The organism is Arthrobacter sp. zg-Y916, from assembly GCF_020907385.1.
GTDB classification, from domain to species: domain Bacteria; phylum Actinomycetota; class Actinomycetes; order Actinomycetales; family Micrococcaceae; genus Arthrobacter_B; species Arthrobacter_B caoxuetaonis.
Genome location: NZ_JAJJOD010000006.1, coordinates 196,885 through 216,606, shown reverse-complemented (window position 1 = coordinate 216,606; position 19,722 = coordinate 196,885). Strand labels below are relative to the sequence as shown.

Genomic DNA, 19,722 nt, shown 5'->3' with positions numbered 1-19,722 from the left:
GCGCCGGGGGAGAGACTGTCCGGCGGGGAGGGAAAGTGCCTGCCCGCCGCGGCGTGGCTGCGCCCGCGCAGGTCCTGCCGGGGTAGAGTATTCCTCCGTGGGATCCTTACGTCTTTGTTCACGATCAGCGTGCCGGCAGGCCGCCGTCGCAACATTGACGTACGTGTACGCCGATTCGACGGCCGTACTGGGTCCGTTGGCAACGTATGCCGAACCCCACTGCTATGACCTGTGCGAGCTGCATGCACAGCGGCTTACCGCGCCCCGGGGATGGGAAGTACTCCGGCTGGAATACGGCAGCCAGCCCCGCACCCCCGGCCCGGATGAGCTTTCCGCGCTGGTGGATGCCGTGCGCGAGGCGGAAGCCGAAGAACCGGCTCCTGAGCCCGAACAGACCAGGCGCAGTGGAAAACACGCGCTTGAACCCCCGGCAGAGCTGGGAACACGCCGTTCCCACCTGCGTGTGCTGCGCGAACAAGTCACCGAACAGAGCTGACTTCGGTTTCGGGAACCTTCACGCGATAGGCTGGGACCCATCTGCCGGTGACGTTACGCGGCCGGTGCAACCAACCGTTTCGCAAGGAAGTGCTGTATTCATGGCTAACCTGACCGCCGACCTCCTGAATGTCCTGCGGTGCCCGCAGACCCATTCCCCCCTGCAGCGCTCCGGTGACGAGCTGGTGTCCACCGCTCCCGGACCCGACGGCAAACCCGTGCGCTACGGCATCGAGGAGGGCATTCCCGTCCTGCTGCCCCACGCTGCGAAAGCCTCCGCTGACAACACCACCGGAACTGAGGAGCTGCACCCGTGAGCATCGATTACAAGGTCGCCGACCTGTCCCTCGCTGAAGCGGGCCGCCACCAGATCCGCCTGGCCGAGCACGAGATGCCCGGCCTGATGGCGCTGCGGCGCGAGTTCGGACCCAGCCAGCCGCTCGCAGGGGCCCGCATTGCCGGTTCCCTGCACATGACCGTTCAGACGGCCGTCCTGATCGAGACCCTGACGGCGCTCGGCGCCGAGGTCCGCTGGGCCTCCTGCAACATCTTTTCCACCCAGGACGAAGCAGCCGCAGCCGTCGTCGTTGGCAACGGCACGCCCGAGGACCCGCAGGGCGTGCCCGTCTTCGCCTGGAAGAACGAAACCCTCGAGGACTATTGGTGGACGGCCGAGCAGATCCTCACCTGGCCGGAAGGTTCCGGCGGCCCGAACATGATCCTGGACGACGGCGGCGACGCCACCCTCCTGCTCCACAAAGGCGTCGAGTTCGAAGCTGCGGGTGCTGTGCCTGCCAACCCGGCCGAAGACGACCCTGACTACTCCTACGAGTACACCGTCATCCTGGACACCCTCCGCCGGTCCCTGGCCGAGGCTCCCGGAAAGTGGACGGAAATCGCCAAGGGCATCCGCGGCGTCACCGAAGAAACCACGACCGGCGTGCTGCGGCTCTACCAGCTGGCCGCTGACGGCCAGCTTCTTTTCCCGGCCATCAACGTCAATGACTCGGTCACCAAGTCCAAGTTCGACAACAAGTACGGCATCCGCCACTCACTCCCGGACGGCCTGAACCGTGCCACCGACACACTGATCGGCGGCAAGGTCGCCGTCGTCTGCGGCTACGGCGACGTCGGCAAGGGTGCCGCAGAAGCGCTGCGCGGCCAGGGCGCCCGCGTGATTGTTACGGAAATCGACCCGATCTGCGCACTCCAGGCAGCCATGGACGGGTACCAGGTGGCACGCCTGGAGTCCGTGGTGGGCCAGGGGGACATTTTCATCACCACCACGGGCAACAAGGACATCATCATGGCCTCCCACATGGCGCAGATGAAGCACCAGGCGATCGTGGGCAACGTTGGCCACTTCGACAACGAAATCGACATGGCCGGCCTGGCCCGGGTCCCCGGCATCCGCAAGGTCGAAATCAAGCCGCAGGTCCACGAATGGATCTTCGACGAGGGCACTGACACCCAGCGGAGCATCATCGTGCTCTCCGAGGGACGCCTGCTGAACCTGGGCAACGCCACCGGGCACCCGTCCTTCGTGATGTCCAACTCTTTCGCGAACCAGACCATCGCGCAGATTGAACTGTTCACCAAGTTCGGCCAGGCAAAGGAAGACGGAACCCCGGAGTACGCCAACCAGGTGTATGTGCTGCCCAAGATCCTGGACGAGAAGGTCGCCCGCCTGCACCTTGATGCCCTGGGCGTGGAACTGAGTGAGCTTTCCAAGAGCCAGGCAGAGTACCTTGGCGTGGACGTAGCCGGACCCTACAAGCCGGATCACTACCGCTACTAACTAACGGACCGCTACGGTCCGAAGGCAAACACATTATTGGAGGCGCTGCGGTTTTCCGCGGCGCCTCCGGCGTTTTGTCTGCCCGGGTACTACCGGTCTTCGAACGGCAGCCGGTGCAGCCGGGAGCCCAGCGTGCCGGTCCGTTCGCGCTGCGCGCTTAGCCGTGCGAAGTCACGTTCGCGGCGCTGCACCATCACAGCGCGCAGATAGTTTTCCGGCAGCGTGCCCGCCGGGGGCGGGGGAGAGACGTAGGCAGATACCTCGGTTGCCAGTGATTCACCGAGGGAAGCGCGGGCATGGGGAGTCATCCGCAGCGACTGTGCGAGGAAGCGGGACACCCTGCGGGAGAGGGGATCAGGCAGCCGGCCAATGTCCGCCAGCTGTGCCCACGGCGCCAGTTCCGGGGGCATCACCACGACGGGCGGGATTTCTGCCTTGACCCTCTCGCGCAACGCGTAAGTTCCGGCAAGCATGTCGCCGAGCCGCTTTGACTTTTCGTTGAAAACGGCTGTCACGAAGGCCAGGGATCCCGCAAGCATGTAGATTTCCAGCACCGCGAGGATGCCGCGGGTAAAGGCCTGGCGGAACCGCACCGCGCCGCCGTCATCACGCACGATCCGCAGGCCCATGATCAGCTTTCCCAGGGACTTGCCACGCGATAGCGTCTCAACGGTGACGGGCAGGATCAGGAAGATGAGCACAACGGAGACCAGCAGGAGGGTGCGGGTCAGGGCGTCATCCAGTGTTCCGTCCAGCGCGTTTCCGACCAGGAAAAACAGAAGCACCAGCAGCAGCAGCTGCGCGGTGACGTCGATGATGGTGCCCAGCGCCCGGGCTGCGAACGAGGCGGGGCGGAGCTCAAGGACTACGGCCTCACCGGTCACTACCGTGCTCATGCCTGCCTCACGTTCGGTTCGCTCCATCCGGGACTGCGCCCGGCGCTGCCGGCTGCTTGGTCCGGACCTACTTTACCGACTCTCCCGGGCATTCTGCGGAAGGTCCCGGTGCCCGGTCCTGCCGCGTCCCTCCGCCCGGTCCTGCTGCGTCCCTCCGCCCGGTCCTGCCGCGGCGGGTCCTGCCGCGGCGCGGAGGCCGGGCGGCCGGGCGTAGCGCTAGGGTGAAGAGGTGGATATGGATGCCTTCGCCGCAGTGCACCGGGATGACTGGGAGCGGCTTGACGAACTGACCTCCCGCCGCCGGTTGACCGGAGCCGAAGCGGATGAACTGCTGCAGCTCTACCAGCGCGCGTCGACGCATCTGTCCGTCATCCGTTCCGTCGCCCCCGAAGGCGCACTTTCTGCTTCCCTGTCCATGCGGCTCTCACGGGCCCGGACACGGTTTACCGGTGCCCGTTCCAACTTCTTCGAAGACCTCGCCGGGTTCTTCGTCTACTCCCTGCCCGCCGCGTTCTACCGGGTCCGCTGGCTCACGGTCGCCGTCGGAGTGCTGTTCACGGCAGTGGCGTGGCTGGCGGGAGCCTGGGTAGTGAACACCCCGGGCGTGCTGGCGGCGATGGGCACCGATGCCGAGCTGCGCCGGTACGTGGAGTCGGACTTCGTGAACTATTACTCGGAGAATCCCGCTGCATCCTTCGCCGGCATGGTCTGGACCAACAACGCCTGGATTGCGCTGCAGGCCGTTGCTTTCGGCGTTACCGGAATCTGGGGACCGTACATCCTGTACCAAAACGCCATCGGGGTGGGGACGGCCGGCGGGATGATGGCCTCCTTTGGACAGCTCGACGTGTTCTTTACCTACATCCTTCCCCACGGGTTTATGGAACTGACGGCCATCTTCGTGGCAGCGGCAGCGGGTCTCCAGATCTTCTGGGCGCTGGTCTCGCCGGGACCCAGGACCCGGATGACGGCGCTGGCCCAGGAAGGCCGTTCGCTGATGACCGTGGCGCTGGGCCTGGTAGTGGTCCTGTTCATTTCCGGACTCGTGGAAGGGTTCGTCACGCCCAGCGGCCTGCCCGCCTGGCTGCGGATCGGCATTGGTGCAGCCGTTTTCGCTGCCTACTGGGCCTACACCCTCATCCTGGGCAAACGTGCCTGCCAGGCAGGTTACCGGGGCGACCTGCTGGCACGCGATGCAGGGGAAGCATCGGTCCGGGCCGCCTGAAACCGGCAGCCGGTCCAGTGACCCGGCATGGTTCGGGGTGGCACCCGTAAACCGGGTGCCGTCCCCGGTAGGGTCTAAAGAGGACGAAGCCGGAGCCCCCACCACCGGTGACTTCATACAGGATTGGGATGAGAGACGAAGCAGTGGCAAGCCAGGACCAAGACCCCACGACGGAACGCGCACCCTTAGGTGCGCCCACTAACGGGAACGACGCCGGCCCCAGCGACGCGAGCGAGACGATCGTCAGCGGCAGCCACGCCGAGGGTACCGCTGAGCGCCGGCGTGCAGCGGATTATGTGCCTGCCGAGCACGATGCGTGGGACGCGGAATTTGCCGGGCTGACGGGAGCGGAGAGTTCCAGAGGCAGTCAGGACGCGGACGGCAGGACTCCTGCCGCGGATCCCGCTGAAGCTCCAACCCCGGCTGCAGCCCCAACCCCGGCTGAATCCGCAACTCCGCCTGAAGCCGCAGCCCCGGCTGAAGAAGCTGGCCGGGCTCCAACCCCAGCTTCCACCCCGGCGCCAGGCTCGGACGAGTCCGGGCAGCCGGCGTCACCGGCGCCGGCTGAACCCGTCACCGCGGCTGCGCCGGCCGCCCGGGACGAGGTTCCCGGCGGTCATCCTTCGGTGGCCCAGCGCAGCAAGCTGCCCATGCGGGCTGCGAGCACCATGCCCAACCTCAGCCGTTACGAGCAGGCATCCACCGGCGAGGGCACGGCAGACCCGGCGGAACAGGGGTCCGGCCTTCCCGATGCGGAGGCTGCCTCCGGCCCGGTCCGGAACCGCCCGCAGGATACCGAAGCAGAGGGCGGCCCCTGGTACGGGCCGGCGGACGGGGAACCCGTTTCCACGGGCCCCGCAGCGCAGGATCAGCCAGCCGATGTTCCGGGCATTTCGGAGGAAGAGGCCCGCCGCCGCCACACCGAGCGTGAGCGTGCTGCTGCCGCGAAGCCTGTGCTGGCGCGCATCATCCAGGTCGCCATCGCGGCTTTCTTCCCGGTGATGCTGCTTGCCGCCGCAATCCGGGCCGTCGCCACGCCCGTCTTTCTCTGGGTCGAGTACCACCGGCCGGGCTTCCCGGCCGACAGCTTCGGGTTTACCACCGAGGACCGGATGACCTACGGCTCCTACGCGGTGGACTACCTGTTGAACTTTTCCTCCCCGCGCTACCTGGGAGAGCTGGTGACGCCTCGGGGAGAACCCCTGTACCTCGCCACGGAAGTGTCCCACATGGCCGACGTCAAGGCGGTCCTGATGGTGGCCTTCCTCACCGCGGCCGGCATGGCGCTCCTGAGCATTGCGGGAGCCGTCTACCTGGCCCGCCGGTGCCCCGGGGGGATCAGGCGCGCACTGTTTGCCGGAGCCGTGGTGACGCTTGCCGTGATTGCAGCGCTGCTGGCAGCCGCCGTGGTGGCCTGGGAAGAGTTCTTCACCTTGGTGCACAACATTTTCTTCTCACAGGGCAACTGGACCTTCCGGATGGACGACACCTTGATCCGGCTCTTCCCCTCGCAGTTCTGGATGGACGCGGGAGGCACCGTTGCCGCAATAGTCCTGCTGGCCTGCATTCTCGTGATGGTCTTTACCTGGCCCACCAAGCGGCGGCGTGAACGTTCACGTGCTGCCCGCGACGAGGCACGGCAGCGCTACCTCGACTCCCTCGAGGCACTCTAGGCGCGCCGGACCGCAACGCAGAAGGCCCGTCCCCGGAACTGAGCAGTTCAGACTCCGGGGGCGGGCCCTTCTCGTTGCGGAACCAGGGCTAAGGCTGCTTGGCGTACATCTTCTCCACCTCGGCGGAGAAGTCCTGAATGACAGCCTGGCGCCGCAGTTTCAGCGTGGCGGTGACATGGCCGGTGTCCAGGGAGAAATCCCGGGGCAAAACGGTGAAGCGGCGGATCTGTTCGGCGCGGGAAACGCTGGAGTTCGCGGCGTCCACCGCCAACTGGACCTGTGCCAGGACCTGGGGATGCTCCGCGGCCTGCAGGCTGTTCAGCCCGAGGCCGTTTTCCGCGGCCCACGCGTGGAGCGCTTCGTCGTCGAGGGTAATGAGTGCGCCAACGAACGGCCGGCCTTCCCCGACCACCACGACCTGCGAAACCAGCCGGTGCTCGCGGATCTTTTCCTCCAGCGGCCCCGGGGCAACGTTCTTGCCGCCCGCCGTCACCAGAAGGTCCTTTTTTCGTCCGGTGATGGAGAGGAAACCGTCCTCGTCCAGGGAACCGATGTCGCCGGTATGGAACCAGCCGTCGCTGAATGCCTCGGCCGTGGCCTCAGGATTGCGGTGATAGCCGTTGAAAACGCCCACGCCGCGGACCAGTACCTCACCGTCGCCGGCAATCCGGACCGCGTTTCCCGGCATGGGCAGCCCCACGGAGCCAACCCTGGTCAGCGGAACCGTATTGACCGACGCCGGCGCTGTGGTCTCGGTCAGCCCGTACCCCTCCAGCACCGTGATCCCGGCACCGCGGAAAAAGTGGCACAGCTGGGGGCTCAGCGGGCTGGCGCCGGAAATGGCGATCTTGAGCTGGCCGCCGAAGGCGTTGCGGACCTTCGGATAGAGGAGGCGGTCAAACAGGGCATGCCTGGTCCGCAGCGCCGGGGATGGTCCTTTGCCGCCCCGGGCCGCGCGGTCCGCAGCCTCGGAATAGGCGACGGCGGTGGCCGCCGCAGTTTCGAACAGCCGGCCTTTGCCTGCCGCCTGGGCCTTTGCCTCTGCGCCGGCATAGATCTTTTCGAAGATACGGGGAACTGCAAGCAGGAACGTGGGCTTAAGGGACTGCATATCGTCGACCAGTTCGGCGGCAGTGGCACTGTGGCCCAGCGTCACTCCGGCGGCGAGGCAGCCGACCTGGACGGCACGGGCCAGCACGTGCGCCAGCGGAAGGAACATCAGCGTCCGGGCGCCGGGCTGCTTGAGCATCTCCGGAAGCAGTTCGATGACGTTGACGGCAAACAGGGCGAAATTGCCGTGGGTGATTTCGCAGCCCTTGGGACGCCCGGTGGTGCCCGAGGTGTAGACCAGGGAGGCGGCGTCGGCCAGGCCGCGGGAGGAACGGACAGCTTCCAGTTCGGCGTCCTGCACACCCGAGCCCAGGGAAGCGAGCCCGGACAGCGTGTCCGTGCCGTCGTCGTCGGTAAGTTTCCAGACCTGGACGTCCAGTCCGGCCGCCGCCGCACCGGAGGCAATAATGCGTGCTTTGTTTTCATCTCCGGCAAACGCGAGGCGGGCACCGGAGTCCTGCAGGATCCACTGGACCTGGCTGGGGGAGGACGTTTCATAGACGGGGACCGTCACGGCTCCCGCGAACCAGATCGCCAGGTCAGCGACCGTCCATTCGTAGCGGGTTCCGGACATGACCGCTACGGCGTCTCCGGGCTGCACGCCCTGGGACATGAGCCCCTTGGCGACGGCTGTGACCTGGGCGAGGAACGAGGCACCGCTGACGTCCTGCCAGCCGGATTCCTTCTTGCGGGCGTACAGGGGACGTTCGGGAGCCCGGGAGACTGTCGCCAGCAGGAGATCAGTGATGTTGGAGTCGTCCGGGAGCTCGACGAACAAGTCGGTGGAGGATTCGCGCACTGCGACTCCCTTTCTGTGCAAGCACAATTGCGGTGAGACCTAGATCCAGCTCGGCATCCAGATTCGGAGCCGCCAATCGGAGTAAGGGATGTTCTCGGCCGTCCAGACCGGATAAAAAAACGCAGAGACGAGAATAGCAGCAGCCACGAAACATGCTGCGATGACCGCACCTCGCCGGCGCCGCAGGGCCGTGTCAGCCGGCCGGCCAAGCACCAGCCCAAGCGTGAAAGTCAGGGCAAGAATGAGGAACGGCTCGAAAGCGACGGCGTAGAAGTAAAACATGGTCCGGTCCGGAAAAGCGAACCAGGGCAGGTAGCCGCCGGCAATTCCGGCGAGCATGGCGCCTGCCCTCCAGTCCCGCCTGCCGATCCAGTATGCCAGGGCCACTCCCAGGCTGAGCAGGGCGGCCCACCAGATCAGCGGGTTGCCCACTGACGAGATCGCTGAGGCACAGCTTTCGAAGCCGCAGCCGGGGCTCTCGGGTGCAGGTGTCTCGTAGAAGAACGAGGTCGGCCGGCCCAGGAACAGCCAGGACCAGGCACTGGCCTCGTACGGGTGCTCTGAGCTGAGGCCGTTATGGAAGGTGACGGCGCTTCGGTGGTACTCCGCGAGGGAGCGGATGGAGTCGGGAAGCCAGCCGAAGGCCGCCGACGGATTCGTTTCGGCCCACCGCCTGCCGTAGGCATCCGAAGAGAGGAGCCATCCGGTCCAGGTCGCCGTGTAGGTGGCCAGGGCCACGGGAATGACGGTGAAGAAGGCCGGAACACCGTCCTTCGCAAGTCCTGCGGGCCAGTAGCGGATGCCGGCGACGCGCCTGGCAGAGATGTCCCAGAGGACGATCATCACCCCGAAGACGGCGACGAAGCCCAGGGCAGACCATTTGGTGCCCACTGCCAGTCCCAGGCACACTGCTGCTGCGAGCCGCCAGGGACGCCACAGCAGCCACGGACCGGTCCTCAGTGACGCCGTCGAAGGAAAGGCTCCGGGCGGTGCGCCGAGTTTTCGGGCCAGGCGCCTGCGGCCGTCGTCACGGTCCAGGAGCAGCGCCCCGAAGGCGGCCAGGACCCAGAAGGCGAGGAAAACATCCAGCAGGGAGGTCCGCGAATGGACCAAATGGTGGCCGTCCACGGCCAGGAGAACACCCGCTGCCGCGCCCAGCAGCGGGGACTTGAACAGCCTGCCGGCGATCAGGGCGAGCAGCAGCACCGTCAGGGTGCCCGTGAGGGCTGCGGAGAAGCGCCAGCCGAAACTGCTCTCCGCCCCAAAAAGGGCCATGCCGAAGGCGATCATCCACTTGCCAACCGGCGGGTGCACTACATATTCCGGACCTTCAAGCAGGACATCGGGCTTCCCGGAGGTGAAGGAATCGTTGGCGTCCTCAGGCCAGGCACGCTCATAGCCTGAGACCAGATAGGAGTAGGCATCTTTGACGTAGTAGGTTTCGTCGAAGATCAGGGTGTCCACTTCGCCCAGCCTGACAAAGCGGAGCACGCCGGCCAGCAGGGCCGCTCCCAGGGCGGCCGCCCACATCCAGGGCCGGGACGGGAGCGCCGCGCCCAGCAGCCTCTCGCGCAAGGCCTCCGGTGTGAAAGCACTCCCCGGGGGCAGGACCCGGGCTGCCTCAGCCCGTGGCGGGGCGGGGGTCAGGGGCAGGGTCACGCGCTCAACTCTATAGTGTGTCGCGTAGGGTTGGAGGGTGGACTCAAGCATGGACGGACCCCGGCAGCCCGATATTGCCGGCAGCAGTGTTGGCGCCGGCACAGAGAGTGCCGTAGGACCCGGCCAGATCGTGCTGGCAGCTACGCCGATCGGAAACATGGGAGACGCCACTGTCCGGCTGATCGACCTGCTCCAGAGCGCCGACGTGATTGCCGCCGAGGATACCCGGCGGCTGCACCGCCTGGTCAGCGCCCTGAAGATCACCCCGACCGGACGCATCCTGAGCTACCACGAGCACAACGAACAGTCCCGGACTCCCGAACTGCTGGACCTGGTCCGCAGCGGTGCGGTCCTGCTCATGGTCACCGACGCAGGAATGCCCTCCGTGTCGGATCCCGGCTACCGGCTCGTAGAAGCCGCAGCAGCCGAAGGCATTCCGGTAACGGCGGCTCCGGGACCGTCCGCCGTGCTGACGGCGCTGGCGCTCTCCGGCCTGCCGACCGACCGGTTCTGTTTTGAGGGTTTCCTGCCGCGGAAGGCAGGGGAGCGGGCGGCGCGGCTCGACGAGCTTTCCGCTGAACGCCGGACCATGGTGTTCTTCGAGGCCCCGCACCGCCTTGAGGTGATGCTGCGGGCCCTCGATGCCGCGTTCGGAGGCGACCGCCCGGCAGCGGTGGCACGCGAGCTGACCAAGCTTCACGAACAGGTTCTGCGGGGCCCGCTCCGCGAACTGCTCGAATGGGCCGAAACCAGCGAGATCCGAGGCGAGATCGCCGTCGTCGTGGGCGGGGCAGGCGACGCCGCACCCGAGGCGCCCGAGGACCATGTGGAGGCGGTCAACGCCTTGATCGCCCAGGGCTCGCGGCTGAAGGACGCGGTTGCAACGATCGCTTCCGATGCCAGGATCAGCAAACGCGAACTCTACGAAGCCGTGCTCGCCGCCCGGGGGACTCAGCCCTAGCGACAGCCGCCGGCGCCGCGCCCGGGCCAAGTGCACAGTGATCTGCCCCGAGTGTTGTGCAGGTACGCATTTACACCCGGCAGTCCCCGTTTTACGGTAAAGGCAGCACCGGACGAATGTGATCCGGAAAACCCACGTACGTATGGAGGCTCACCCATGGCTGTAACCGCTGACCGCGAGGCCCAACTGCTGGCCCAGGTTCCCACCGGCCTGCTGATCAACGGAGAATGGCGCGACGCCGCCGGCGGGAAGACCTTCGACGTCGAGGATCCCGCTACCGGCAAGGTGCTGCTGAGCATCGCTGACGCCAGCACCGAAGACGGCGCAGCGGCCATGGACGCCGCCGCAGACGCGCAGGAGTCCTGGGCAGCCACTCCGCCGCGTGTCCGCGGCGAGATCCTGCGCCGCGCCTTTGAGCTTGTTACGGCCAGGGCAGAGGACTTCGCGCTGCTCATGACCCTGGAAATGGGCAAGCCGCTGGCTGAAGCCCGCGGCGAGGTTGCCTACGGTGCCGAATTCCTGCGCTGGTTCTCCGAGGAAGCTGTCCGCGTCACCGGACGCTACGGCACAGCACCGGACGGCAAGTCCCGCATCATGGTCACCAAGAAGCCGGTGGGCCCCTGCCTGCTCATCACCCCGTGGAACTTCCCGCTGGCCATGGCCACCCGCAAGATCGCTCCCGCAGTGGCCGCCGGCTGCACCATGGTGCTCAAGCCCGCGAAGCTCACGCCGCTGACCTCGCAGCTTTTCGCTGCCGTGATGATGGAAGCCGGGCTGCCCGCCGGTGTCCTGAACGTTGTCTCCACGACGAAAGCCGGTGAAGTAACCGGACCGATCATGAAGGATGACCGGCTGCGCAAGGTCTCCTTCACCGGTTCCACACCGGTAGGCCAGGGCCTGATCCGCGACGCCGCTGAGAAGGTACTGCGGACCTCCATGGAACTGGGCGGCAACGCTCCGTTCGTCGTCTTCGAAGATGCCGACATCGACAAGGCAGTGGAGGGTGCCATGGCAGCGAAGCTGCGGAACATGGGCGAAGCCTGCACAGCAGCCAACCGCTTCATCGTCCACGAAGACATCGCTGACGAGTTCAGCGAGAAGTTCGCCGCCAAGGTCGGCGCGCTGACCACCGCACGCGGTACCGAGGACGAGTCCAAGATTGGGCCGCTGATCGATGCCAAGTCGCGTGACAAGGTCCACTCGCTCGTCGAGGACGCCCTGGAGCACGGCGCCACCGCCGTTGTCGGCGGCGCCCCGGTGGACGGCCCCGGCTACTTCTACGCGCCCACCGTGCTCAAGAACGTGCCGGCCGGCGCCCGGATCCTGAAGGAAGAGATCTTCGGCCCGGTGGCTCCGGTCATCACCTTCTCCACCGAAGCGGAAGCCGTGAAGCTGGCCAACGCCTCCGAATACGGCCTCATCGCCTACGTCTTCACCGAGGACCTGAACCGCGGCCTGCGGATCGGCGAAAAGCTGGAGACCGGCATGCTGGGCCTGAACGCGGGCGTTGTCTCGAATGCCGCGGCACCGTTCGGCGGCGTCAAGCAGTCCGGCCTGGGCCGCGAGGGCGGCGACGAGGGCATCGAGGAGTACCTCTACACGCAGTACATCGGCATCGCCGACCCCACGGCCTAGCAGCCCTGGCGTAGCCTGCCGGCGTGTCCCGTCACTGTCAGCAACAGGTGGCGGGACACCGCTTTTTAAGGACCGGTTTCCGGGACGTCATTTCCTCCGGGCACGCCCCAGCGAGGCGGGGAAGAACATGGCACGCAGCCGGGTCCCCAGCGGCGCTGAAGCCCCCAGTGCGCGGGCCACGGACTCGACGTCGGACCACGTGGACTGGACTGTGGCAACCCGATGCGCAGACCCTGCTCCGGTGCTGGTGCCGGTGCCGGTGCCGGTGCCGGATCTGGGCGCCGGGGCAGCGTAGGCCTCGGTTTCGTAGGCCCGGCGCAGCCGTTGCAACGCCGCTGCCGCGGTCCCGGTGAGCCCGGCCTCGGTCACCAGCCGGTCCGCGTAGGACCGCGGGGTGTCCGCTGTCATGGCGTGGTATCCGTAGTCCTGGCCCAGGTCCGTGGCTTCCGCCCAGGCCAGCCGGGCACCGCCGGAGGAACCATGGGTGCTGCGGCGCAGCCGGGTCCGGCGACGCCGCAGTGCCCACGGCGCCAGTACGGCTGCTGCGGCCACGAGCACTGCGATTCCGACGCCGGCTACCGGCGCACCGCCGGTTTCAACGGGTTCTTCAGGAACAGTTTCGGGGCCCGGGGCAGGGCTGGACGGGGCAGGCGCCGGGATCGCGGCACCGAGGCCGCGCGGGTCATTGTCCGCCTGGATCGCGGACGCTGCGTTAGCTTGCCGGGGGATGGCATAAGTGGGTACGACACCCCGGGACGGGGTCGGCTCAAAACGCACCCAGCCAACACCTTCGAAGTAGAGCTCGGGCCAGGCATGGGCGTCGCGGGAATCGACCGCATACTCGTCCAATTCCTGCCCGTCAGGTCCCGCAGCCGTCTGGTTGGTGGAACGCCCGGGTGCGTAGCCAAGGCCCATCCGGCTGGGAATGCCGACTTCGCGCGCCATCACGGCCATTGCCGAAGCGAAGTGCACGCAGTAGCCGGAGCGCTGTTCCAGGAACCGGGCAAGAACGTCCATCCCGTTGCCGTCGTAACCGCCTTCAACAGGCGCGTCGAGGGAATAGCTGAACTGCGGGCCGCGGAGGAAGGACTGCAGCGCCAGGGCCTGGTCATAGGGAGTGTCCTTGCCGGACGCGGCCTCGCGGGCGGTATCCCGGATGATCTGCGGGAGATCGTCCGGAAGCTCGGTGAAAATCCCGTCCACGGCGTCCGCCGGGGCCGGCTGCACTGCCGACAGCCTTTCGCTGGTCACCGTGGGCACAGAGCTGCGGACCTCATACCCGGACTGACCCTGGGCGCTGCCATCTGCCGAGAGGAGGGTCATCGTGGACGGATCCCAGGTCCATGCCCCGGCTGCCCCGGAGATCGAAGACGGGGAGTACGGCGCCAGCAGCCAGGGGCTGGCGTAGGACTGCGAGGCAATGAGCGTCGTCGTTACGGTGGTTTCGATTTCAGGGCCGGCCGGTTCCCGGGGGATCATCGCTCCAGTTCCGACGCGCCGCTCCTCCGAGCGCGTGTCCGGCGCCCAGCGGCTGCCGGAAAAGTCCTCAAGCGTCGTGGAACGGAGGTACAGCGGGCGGGTGGAGTCCGTGGCGTAGGTGATGCGGCCGGTCGCGGTGGGTTGGCGCAGGTCGTTCCCGAGGGTGACCACGGGGTTGAGTCCAGTTGCCCCGGCGAAGAAATCCATCCGTGCGCCCTGCGGAAAAGCACCCGTGTTGAAGCCCGGTATTGCCAGGGGCACCAGCAAGGCGGCGAGTACGGCGCCCGCCCCGATCCCCAGGGCTCCCGCTGCATGGGCGTTGGAAGGCCGGTTTTTCGTGCCGTCTTTCGTTCGGTTTAGCGTGCGGCCGGTGCCTGCTGCACGCTCCTCCCACACCCCGGCGGCCAGGACCAGCAGGAAGCCGGACGCTGCAGCAGCGAAACCGGCCGCGCCCACACTCTGGGGCTTGATGATCGCCGGAACCAGCAGGATCGTGAGGAGGCCCAAACCGCTGGCTGCAGGCATCCGCAGGGTTACTGCCAGGGTATCGACCAGGACCGTGACCAGGCCGATGGCCAGGCAGGCAATGAAAACGACGCCGGCATCCGGGACCACGGGAATGACCTGCGTGATCACTACACTCTGCGCCTCTGCCAGCAGGGTTTCCGCCCGGGCCAGGGTGGCGGCCGTAGGGATGACGCCCAGGAAACTGTCCTCCGAGGAAAAAACGAGTGTCAGGGACATGGCGAGCACCACAAGCCCGGCCGCCGGGACAAGGACCGTGGGCAGCAGCAAGTACCGTGCCAAGGCCATCGACGTCGACACCGCCACGACAATGAAGGCGAGGGGCCACATCCAGGCCAGGCCTTCCAATACGCCCTGCACGCTGAACGCACACAGCAGAACTGCCGCGGCCGCTGCAGCCGAGGTCATCAGCTGGGCTGAGCCGGTGCGGGGCCTGCGGGTGCCGGGATCCTGCGGCCGCTGCCGGGGCCGGGTCGCCGTTGCCGTCATCGTCCGCCTCCCAACTGAACCGTCCGCTGGCCGGCAGGCGGAGTCTCCGACCAGACGGAGGCCAGCGGCCGGGACGGGGCGACAGCCACCGCGCTCCAGCCTGCCTCCCGAAGGACAGCCAGTGCTGGTGCCGCGGCAGCCGGGCGGTCGCAGACCAGGAGGGCAACGGCTGCGGGGGCCAGCTCCCCGGTCGGTGCCAGCCGGCGGGCATCGGCTTCCGTCAGGGCCCCGGTGACGACGACGAGGGGGCCGCGCTGCGTTTGGCTGAGGAGGGCCTCCGTGAGGACGTCGCCGAATGGGCCGCGGACACCCGGAGCCTGCTGCGGACCGGTCCAGGCCTGGGCCCCTCCCGGGACGCCGGATGTACGGCGCCGGAGCAGTTTCGCTGCCTGCGGCTCCGGCGCGCCTGCGCCCGGCGCTTCGAGGCCCAGGGCCGCCAGTCCTTCTCCCAGATCCTCGATTCCGCCGGGACCGGTGAAGGTGTCCGTCCCGGGGTCCACGGCAGAAGGCGACCGGGCGAGGCCGGGCCGGGCAAGGACATCAAGGACACGCACGGCAAAACCGTGCTCCATCAGGTGCGCGCCAATGGACATGACTGCCGAGACAGCCCATTCGAAGGACTCGGAGCTTGCCGGGGCGGAACCATCGGCTGCCTCTGCCCAGAACGGTGAGAGGAACCCGGTGTCGTAACAGGATTCACGCTGGTCCAGGATGAGCGTCGCCCGCGGGGTGGTCACCGGCTCCTCCTGGCGGACCATCAGCTCGCCGTGCCGGGCAGTGGCCGACCAGTGCACCCGCCGCATGGGATCCCCGTGCCGGTACTCCCTGGTGGTCACGTCGTCCTGGCTGGCGACCCCCTGCAAACGGGCAGCGACGGGCCCGTCTGATCCGCGCAACCCCTCGAGAACCCCTGCCGGAAGCTCAGCGGGCGCCGGCTTGACGATCAGCGGGTCCGTTCCGCCGATGGTGTGGCGCAGCAGGGCCAGTCCGAAGGGGTCCTGGAATCCGGCGCTGACCGGGCCGATCCGGTACATGCCGCGCCTGGAGGAGCGCAGCCGGTATTCATATCTGCTGGTTCCCCGGGGGTCCGTCCGGCTTGCCGGGAACCGGAACTGCGGGCTCGCGCCAAATCGGGGAGGCAGTTCCTCCTGCATTTTTGCCGATGCCGTGAAGGGCCGGACTGGAGTCACGGACAGGGAGATGTTGACGGCGGTCCCGGTCTGCGCCGTGGCCGGGGCGAAGGTGCGCTCCACAGTCAAGGCCGGACGAAGGAGCCGAAGGGCCAATGCGGCGGCCAGGGGGAGCAGGATCAGGAACACTGCCAGCAGGAGAAGATCGCGGCGTCCGAGTACCTGCGCGCTGAGGAGTGCAACGACGCCGGCCGCGGCCAGTGCCCAGCCGCGGCTGGTGAGCATACGCGTACTGACTTTGGACTGCATGGCCCTCCTCGGGCGGGCTGGCGGTTACGGCCGGGCGGCGGAAAGCTGGGCGCCGGGAGGCCGGGGGACCGGCACCTTCGCCAGGATGGCCTGCAGTACGGTCGCGGGAGTCTCCCCGGCGCCGAGTGCCTTGCGTTCCAGGATCAGGCGGTGGGGAAGAACTGCGCCGGCAAGCTGGGCGACGTCGTCGGGAAGGACAAAGTCGCGCCCGTCCAGGGCTGCGCGGGCCTTGGAAGCCCGCAGGAGCTGCAGCAGGGCCCGCGGGCTTGCCCCGAGGCGGATCTGCGGGTGATCCCTGGTGGCGGCTCCGATAGCCACCGTGTATTCCTTGACCGCGGCGGAGACATAGACATCCCGGACCCGCGCCGTCATGGCAGCGATGTCGCGGGCGGTGGCCACCGGAACAACCGCATCCAGCGGCGATACCGACTGGTGGGTCTCGAGCATCTCCATTTCCGATGCCGTGTCCGGGTAGCCCAGCGAGATCCGCGCCATGAACCTGTCCCTCTGGGCCTCGGGGAGCGCGTAGGTGCCCTCCATTTCCAGCGGATTCTGCGTGGCCACGACCATGAAGGGTTCGGCCAGCCGGTACGTCCCGCCGTCGACGGTTACCTGGCGCTCTTCCATGCACTCCAGGAGCGCGGACTGGGTCTTCGCGGAGGCACGGTTGATTTCATCACCGATGACGATGTTGGCGAAAACCGGGCCCTGTCGAAACTCGAAGCGGTGGGCATCCTGGTTATAGATGGACACCCCGGTGACATCCGACGGGAGCAGGTCCGGGGTGAACTGGATGCGCGTCACGGAACAGTCCACTGCGCGTGCCAGGGTTTTGGCGAGCATCGTCTTACCCACTCCGGGGACATCTTCCAGCAGGACGTGTCCCTCGGCGAGCAACACCGTCAGGACCAGGCGGGAGGCTTCTTCCTTGCCATCGATCACCGAGTTGATGGCACCCAGGATCCTGGTGCTGGCCGCCAGGAACGTGTCCTCTGCCGTGCCTGTTCCGGCTCCGGACAGCGGAGCAAGCCCGGAGCCCGGCGCATCAAGACCAGCGGTGGCAGCAGACGTGTCTCGAGCGTCCATGAAAACCTTCCAGGCTACGGAGGACACAGCCGCGGCACTCGCTAACGAGGGCACGGCTGGCGGTTGGGCACATATGTACGTACAGGGTACAAGCTCACTTAGGCTTAAAGACATGACTATCGACGGCGGCTATGTTCCGGGGCAGATACCGCAGACCTACCAGCCGCAGCCTCCGGCCGGGGACGGGACCGAAGGGTCCCGCCCGGGGAAGGCATTCGGTCCGGCACCGGAACCGCTGCCCGTGCCCGTCCCCGATAACCACACCCACCTGGACTACGGTGCACCCGGTGCCGTGGGGATCTCCGCTGCGCTGGATGCCGCGGCCGCCGCCGGAGTCAGCGGTGCCGTGCAGGTGGGAACGGATCTGGAGTCTTCCCGGGCCGCTGCACGCCTGGCCCACGAGGACCACAGGCTGCTCGCTGCCGTGGCAATCCATCCCAACGATGCGCCGGAGCTGGCCGCTGCCGGAACCCTTGAGGATGCCCTTGCCGAGATTGAGTCCCTGGCCCAGCTGCCGAGGGTCCGGGCGGTGGGAGAAACCGGTCTGGACTATTTCCGCACCGGGCCTGAGGGCGTGGGTGCCCAGCACTACTCCTTCCGGCGCCATATCGACATTGCCCGCCGCACGGGCACCGCTCTGCAGATCCACGACCGCGATGCGCACGATGACGTCGTCAAGGTCCTGGCGGAAGAAGCCGAACCGCACGCCGTCGTGTTCCACTGCTTCTCCGGAGACGCCGGCCTTGCCCGCATCTGCAATGAAAAGGGCTGGTACATGTCCTTCGCGGGAACAGTCACTTTCCGCAACGCCGAGGGTATCCGCGATGCGCTCGCGATCGCTGAGCCGGAACTGGTCCTGGTGGAAACGGACGCACCGTTCCTGACCCCGCACCCCTACCGCGGCAGGAGCAACGCCAGCTACATGATCCCGTACACCGTGCGGGCCATGGCCGAGGTCCGCGGCGTGGAGCTGGACTCCTTTTGCGCCTCACTCAGCGCGAATACCGAACGCGTCTACGGCAGCTGGGACCAGGGCAGCCTGCCGGTGTGACGGCCCGGAACCGGGTGCTGTAACGAAAGTCACAGGTCAGGGCCCGGTTTGCCCGCAGATCACGGTTCGGTTACGGTAGGGACCTATTAGCCGGGGTCGGGGAAGGCTGCCGGACTGATACCACTTCTGCAACGCTGTGTGCCCCTGCCTCCCGGCGGAGTGCGCAGACGCAAAGCGGTCCCTGCCTGCACCCGCCGGCGCTCCGTGAGACCCGGAGTACGCCCGGCTTGTGCCATGTCCCCGTGCCCGGGAGCTGTAAAAGTTTGGAATTGGCGTGGCAACTTCTTTCGTGAGGCGCGGGCTCAAACTCGGCGGCCAGGCCGCCGTCATGGTGGCCCTCATCCTGGGGCTCGTGGCCTTTGTCGGCACCAACAAGTCCGTCGTCCTGAAAGTGGACGGCGAATCCAGCGACATCCTGACCTTCGGCGGCACCGTTGAGGACGTCCTGGAAAAGGCCGACATCCAGCTGGCTGCGGCGGACCTCGTTGTTCCCGCTCCCGGCACCGAGGTGCAGGACGGCACCACGATCGAAGTCATCACTGCCAAGACCGTTGACGTGAACGTCGACGGCACAGGCCACACCATCCAGACCACCGGAGCGACGGTCGCCGACCTGGTCTCCGAACTCCGGGTCTCGACAAAGTCATCCCTCTCCGCCTCACTGGACACTTCGCTCACCAAGCTGACCGGGCTCTCCATCTCCACCCCCAAGTCAGTCCTGGTGGTAGCAGACGGCAAAACCACTCAGGTTGAGACCACGGCCGGCACGGTCCGCGAACTTCTCCAGGAGACCGGCACCGAGCTTGCTCCGGCGGACCGGATCTCGGTTCCTGTCCGCGCGGACATCACTGACGGCATGGTCCTTAAAGTCACCCGCGTCCTGACCGGTTCCCAGGACACCGTCACCGAAGCTGTCCCCTACGAGACCCGTTCGGTCGAGGACCCGGAACTCTTCGAAGGCGAAAAGAACGTCACGGCAGCCGGTGTCCCGGGCGAACGCACGCTCGTCTTCAACATGGTCATCCTCGACGGACGCGAAGTCAGCAGGAGCCTGGCCAGCGAAACACTCAACGTGGCACCGGTTGCGGAGACCGTAGCCGTAGGGACCAAGAAGCGTCCCGCGCCGGCTGCGCCGGCTGGAGGCACCGCGCCGGCCGGAGGCACCTGGGCAGCGCTCGCCCAGTGCGAGTCCGGCGGAAACTGGCACATCAACAGCGGCAACGGCTACTACGGCGGACTCCAGTTCAGCACGCAGAGCTGGATCGGAGCCGGAGGCGGCGCCTACGCCCCCGTAGCGAGCGGCGCGACACCCGAGCAGCAGATTGCCGTCGCGGAGAACCTCCGCGCGAACGGCGGCTGGGGTCACTGGCCCTCCTGCGCGCGGAAGCTCGGACTCCTCTAG

The 19,722-nt window shown here is 67.1% G+C and carries 15 protein-coding genes; 9 read left to right on the top strand and 6 right to left on the bottom strand.

The features are described 5' to 3' along the window. Positions 1-97 precede the first annotated feature (97 nt). From LOC59_RS11060 to ahcY, 3 genes are all read left to right on the top strand, one after another. Positions 98-496, top strand: coding sequence for a DUF3499 domain-containing protein (locus LOC59_RS11060; RefSeq protein WP_227916440.1), 399 nt, complete (start codon positions 98-100; stop codon positions 494-496). Between the two features lie 100 nt (positions 497-596). Beyond that, a complete protein-coding gene (locus LOC59_RS11055; RefSeq protein ID WP_227895123.1) occupies positions 597-812 on the top strand; it encodes a Trm112 family protein in 216 nt (71 codons plus the stop codon). Then, positions 809-2,293 (top strand): adenosylhomocysteinase, encoded by a 1,485-nt coding sequence (gene ahcY, locus LOC59_RS11050; protein WP_229971961.1) that lies wholly within the window; start codon positions 809-811, stop codon positions 2,291-2,293. Before LOC59_RS11055 ends, ahcY begins: the two co-directional genes overlap by 4 nt. Positions 2,294-2,382: 89 nt before the next feature. Here ahcY and LOC59_RS11045 read toward each other — a convergent pair whose 3' ends face one another. After that, positions 2,383-3,189, bottom strand: coding sequence for an RDD family protein (locus tag LOC59_RS11045; RefSeq protein ID WP_227895120.1), 807 nt, complete (start codon positions 3,187-3,189; stop codon positions 2,383-2,385). 229 nt (positions 3,190-3,418) lie between these two features. On the opposite strand from LOC59_RS11045, the gene LOC59_RS11040 reads away from it, so the two are divergent. Next, the gene (locus LOC59_RS11040) at positions 3,419-4,414 is read left to right on the top strand and encodes a stage II sporulation protein M (protein WP_229971959.1); all 996 of its coding nucleotides are present in this window, start codon (positions 3,419-3,421) and stop codon (positions 4,412-4,414) included. Positions 4,415-4,542: 128 nt separating this feature from the next. Continuing rightward, positions 4,543-6,087 (top strand): DUF1461 domain-containing protein, encoded by a 1,545-nt coding sequence (locus LOC59_RS11035; RefSeq protein WP_229971957.1) that lies wholly within the window; start codon positions 4,543-4,545, stop codon positions 6,085-6,087. A gap of 88 nt (positions 6,088-6,175) precedes the next feature. On the opposite strand, the gene LOC59_RS11030 is transcribed toward LOC59_RS11035, so the two are convergent. Together LOC59_RS11030 and LOC59_RS11025 are read right to left on the bottom strand one after the other, a co-directional pair. Next, positions 6,176-7,996: an AMP-dependent synthetase/ligase gene (locus LOC59_RS11030; protein WP_229971955.1), complete on the bottom strand. Its 1,821-nt coding sequence runs from the start codon at positions 7,994-7,996 to the stop codon at positions 6,176-6,178. Positions 7,997-8,035: 39 nt separating this feature from the next. Next, positions 8,036-9,706 (bottom strand): dolichyl-phosphate-mannose--protein mannosyltransferase, encoded by a 1,671-nt coding sequence (locus tag LOC59_RS11025; protein WP_442860587.1) that lies wholly within the window; start codon positions 9,704-9,706, stop codon positions 8,036-8,038. A gap of 106 nt (positions 9,707-9,812) precedes the next feature. Here LOC59_RS11025 and rsmI point away from each other — a divergent pair, with 106 nt between their 5' ends. Beyond that, entirely contained in the window at positions 9,813-10,616 is an 804-nt protein-coding gene (gene rsmI / locus LOC59_RS11020) for a 16S rRNA (cytidine(1402)-2'-O)-methyltransferase (protein WP_229972164.1), read from the top strand. A gap of 156 nt (positions 10,617-10,772) precedes the next feature. Next, positions 10,773-12,251 (top strand): NAD-dependent succinate-semialdehyde dehydrogenase, encoded by a 1,479-nt coding sequence (locus LOC59_RS11015; protein ID WP_227895113.1) that lies wholly within the window; start codon positions 10,773-10,775, stop codon positions 12,249-12,251. An 87-nt stretch (positions 12,252-12,338) separates the two neighbouring features. On the opposite strand, the gene LOC59_RS11010 is transcribed toward LOC59_RS11015, so the two are convergent. The 3 genes from LOC59_RS11010 to LOC59_RS11000 are packed head-to-tail and all read right to left on the bottom strand — an operon-like array spanning position 12,339 to position 17,269. Beyond that, positions 12,339-14,744: a transglutaminase family protein gene (locus tag LOC59_RS11010; RefSeq protein WP_229971953.1), complete on the bottom strand. Its 2,406-nt coding sequence runs from the start codon at positions 14,742-14,744 to the stop codon at positions 12,339-12,341. Beyond that, entirely contained in the window at positions 14,741-16,183 is a 1,443-nt protein-coding gene (locus tag LOC59_RS11005; RefSeq protein ID WP_229971951.1) for a DUF58 domain-containing protein, read from the bottom strand. Before LOC59_RS11005 ends, LOC59_RS11010 begins: the two co-directional genes overlap by 4 nt. Before the next feature lie 24 nt (positions 16,184-16,207). Then, positions 16,208-17,269 carry an AAA family ATPase gene (locus tag LOC59_RS11000; RefSeq protein WP_227895108.1) on the bottom strand — a complete coding sequence of 354 codons (1,062 nt, stop codon included), beginning with the start codon at positions 17,267-17,269 and terminating at the stop codon, positions 16,208-16,210. Between the two features lie 112 nt (positions 17,270-17,381). Here LOC59_RS11000 and LOC59_RS10995 point away from each other — a divergent pair, with 112 nt between their 5' ends. Together LOC59_RS10995 and LOC59_RS10990 are read left to right on the top strand one after the other, a co-directional pair. Then, the gene (locus LOC59_RS10995; RefSeq protein ID WP_229971948.1) at positions 17,382-18,320 is read left to right on the top strand and encodes a TatD family hydrolase; all 939 of its coding nucleotides are present in this window, start codon (positions 17,382-17,384) and stop codon (positions 18,318-18,320) included. 274 nt (positions 18,321-18,594) lie between these two features. Next, entirely contained in the window at positions 18,595-19,722 is a 1,128-nt protein-coding gene (locus LOC59_RS10990) for a transglycosylase family protein (RefSeq protein ID WP_331460445.1), read from the top strand.

What these genes read in the sequence shown, in the direction of transcription:
- LOC59_RS11055 (WP_227895123.1), top strand. Translation starts at nt 597, where the DNA reads ATGGCTAACCTGACCGCCGACCTCCTGAATGTCCTGCGGTGCCCGCAG.
- LOC59_RS11045 (WP_227895120.1), bottom strand. Translation starts at nt 3,189, where the DNA reads ATGAGCACGGTAGTGACCGGTGAGGCCGTAGTCCTTGAGCTCCGCCCC.
- LOC59_RS11035 (WP_229971957.1), top strand. Translation starts at nt 4,543, where the DNA reads ATGAGAGACGAAGCAGTGGCAAGCCAGGACCAAGACCCCACGACGGAA.
- LOC59_RS11025 (WP_442860587.1), bottom strand. Translation starts at nt 9,706, where the DNA reads ATGCTTGAGTCCACCCTCCAACCCTACGCGACACACTATAGAGTTGAG.
- rsmI (WP_229972164.1), top strand. Translation starts at nt 9,813, where the DNA reads ATGGGAGACGCCACTGTCCGGCTGATCGACCTGCTCCAGAGCGCCGAC.
- LOC59_RS11015 (WP_227895113.1), top strand. Translation starts at nt 10,773, where the DNA reads ATGGCTGTAACCGCTGACCGCGAGGCCCAACTGCTGGCCCAGGTTCCC.
- LOC59_RS11010 (WP_229971953.1), bottom strand. Translation starts at nt 14,744, where the DNA reads ATGACGGCAACGGCGACCCGGCCCCGGCAGCGGCCGCAGGATCCCGGC.
- LOC59_RS11005 (WP_229971951.1), bottom strand. Translation starts at nt 16,183, where the DNA reads ATGCAGTCCAAAGTCAGTACGCGTATGCTCACCAGCCGCGGCTGGGCA.
- LOC59_RS11000 (WP_227895108.1), bottom strand. Translation starts at nt 17,269, where the DNA reads ATGGACGCTCGAGACACGTCTGCTGCCACCGCTGGTCTTGATGCGCCG.
- LOC59_RS10995 (WP_229971948.1), top strand. Translation starts at nt 17,382, where the DNA reads ATGACTATCGACGGCGGCTATGTTCCGGGGCAGATACCGCAGACCTAC.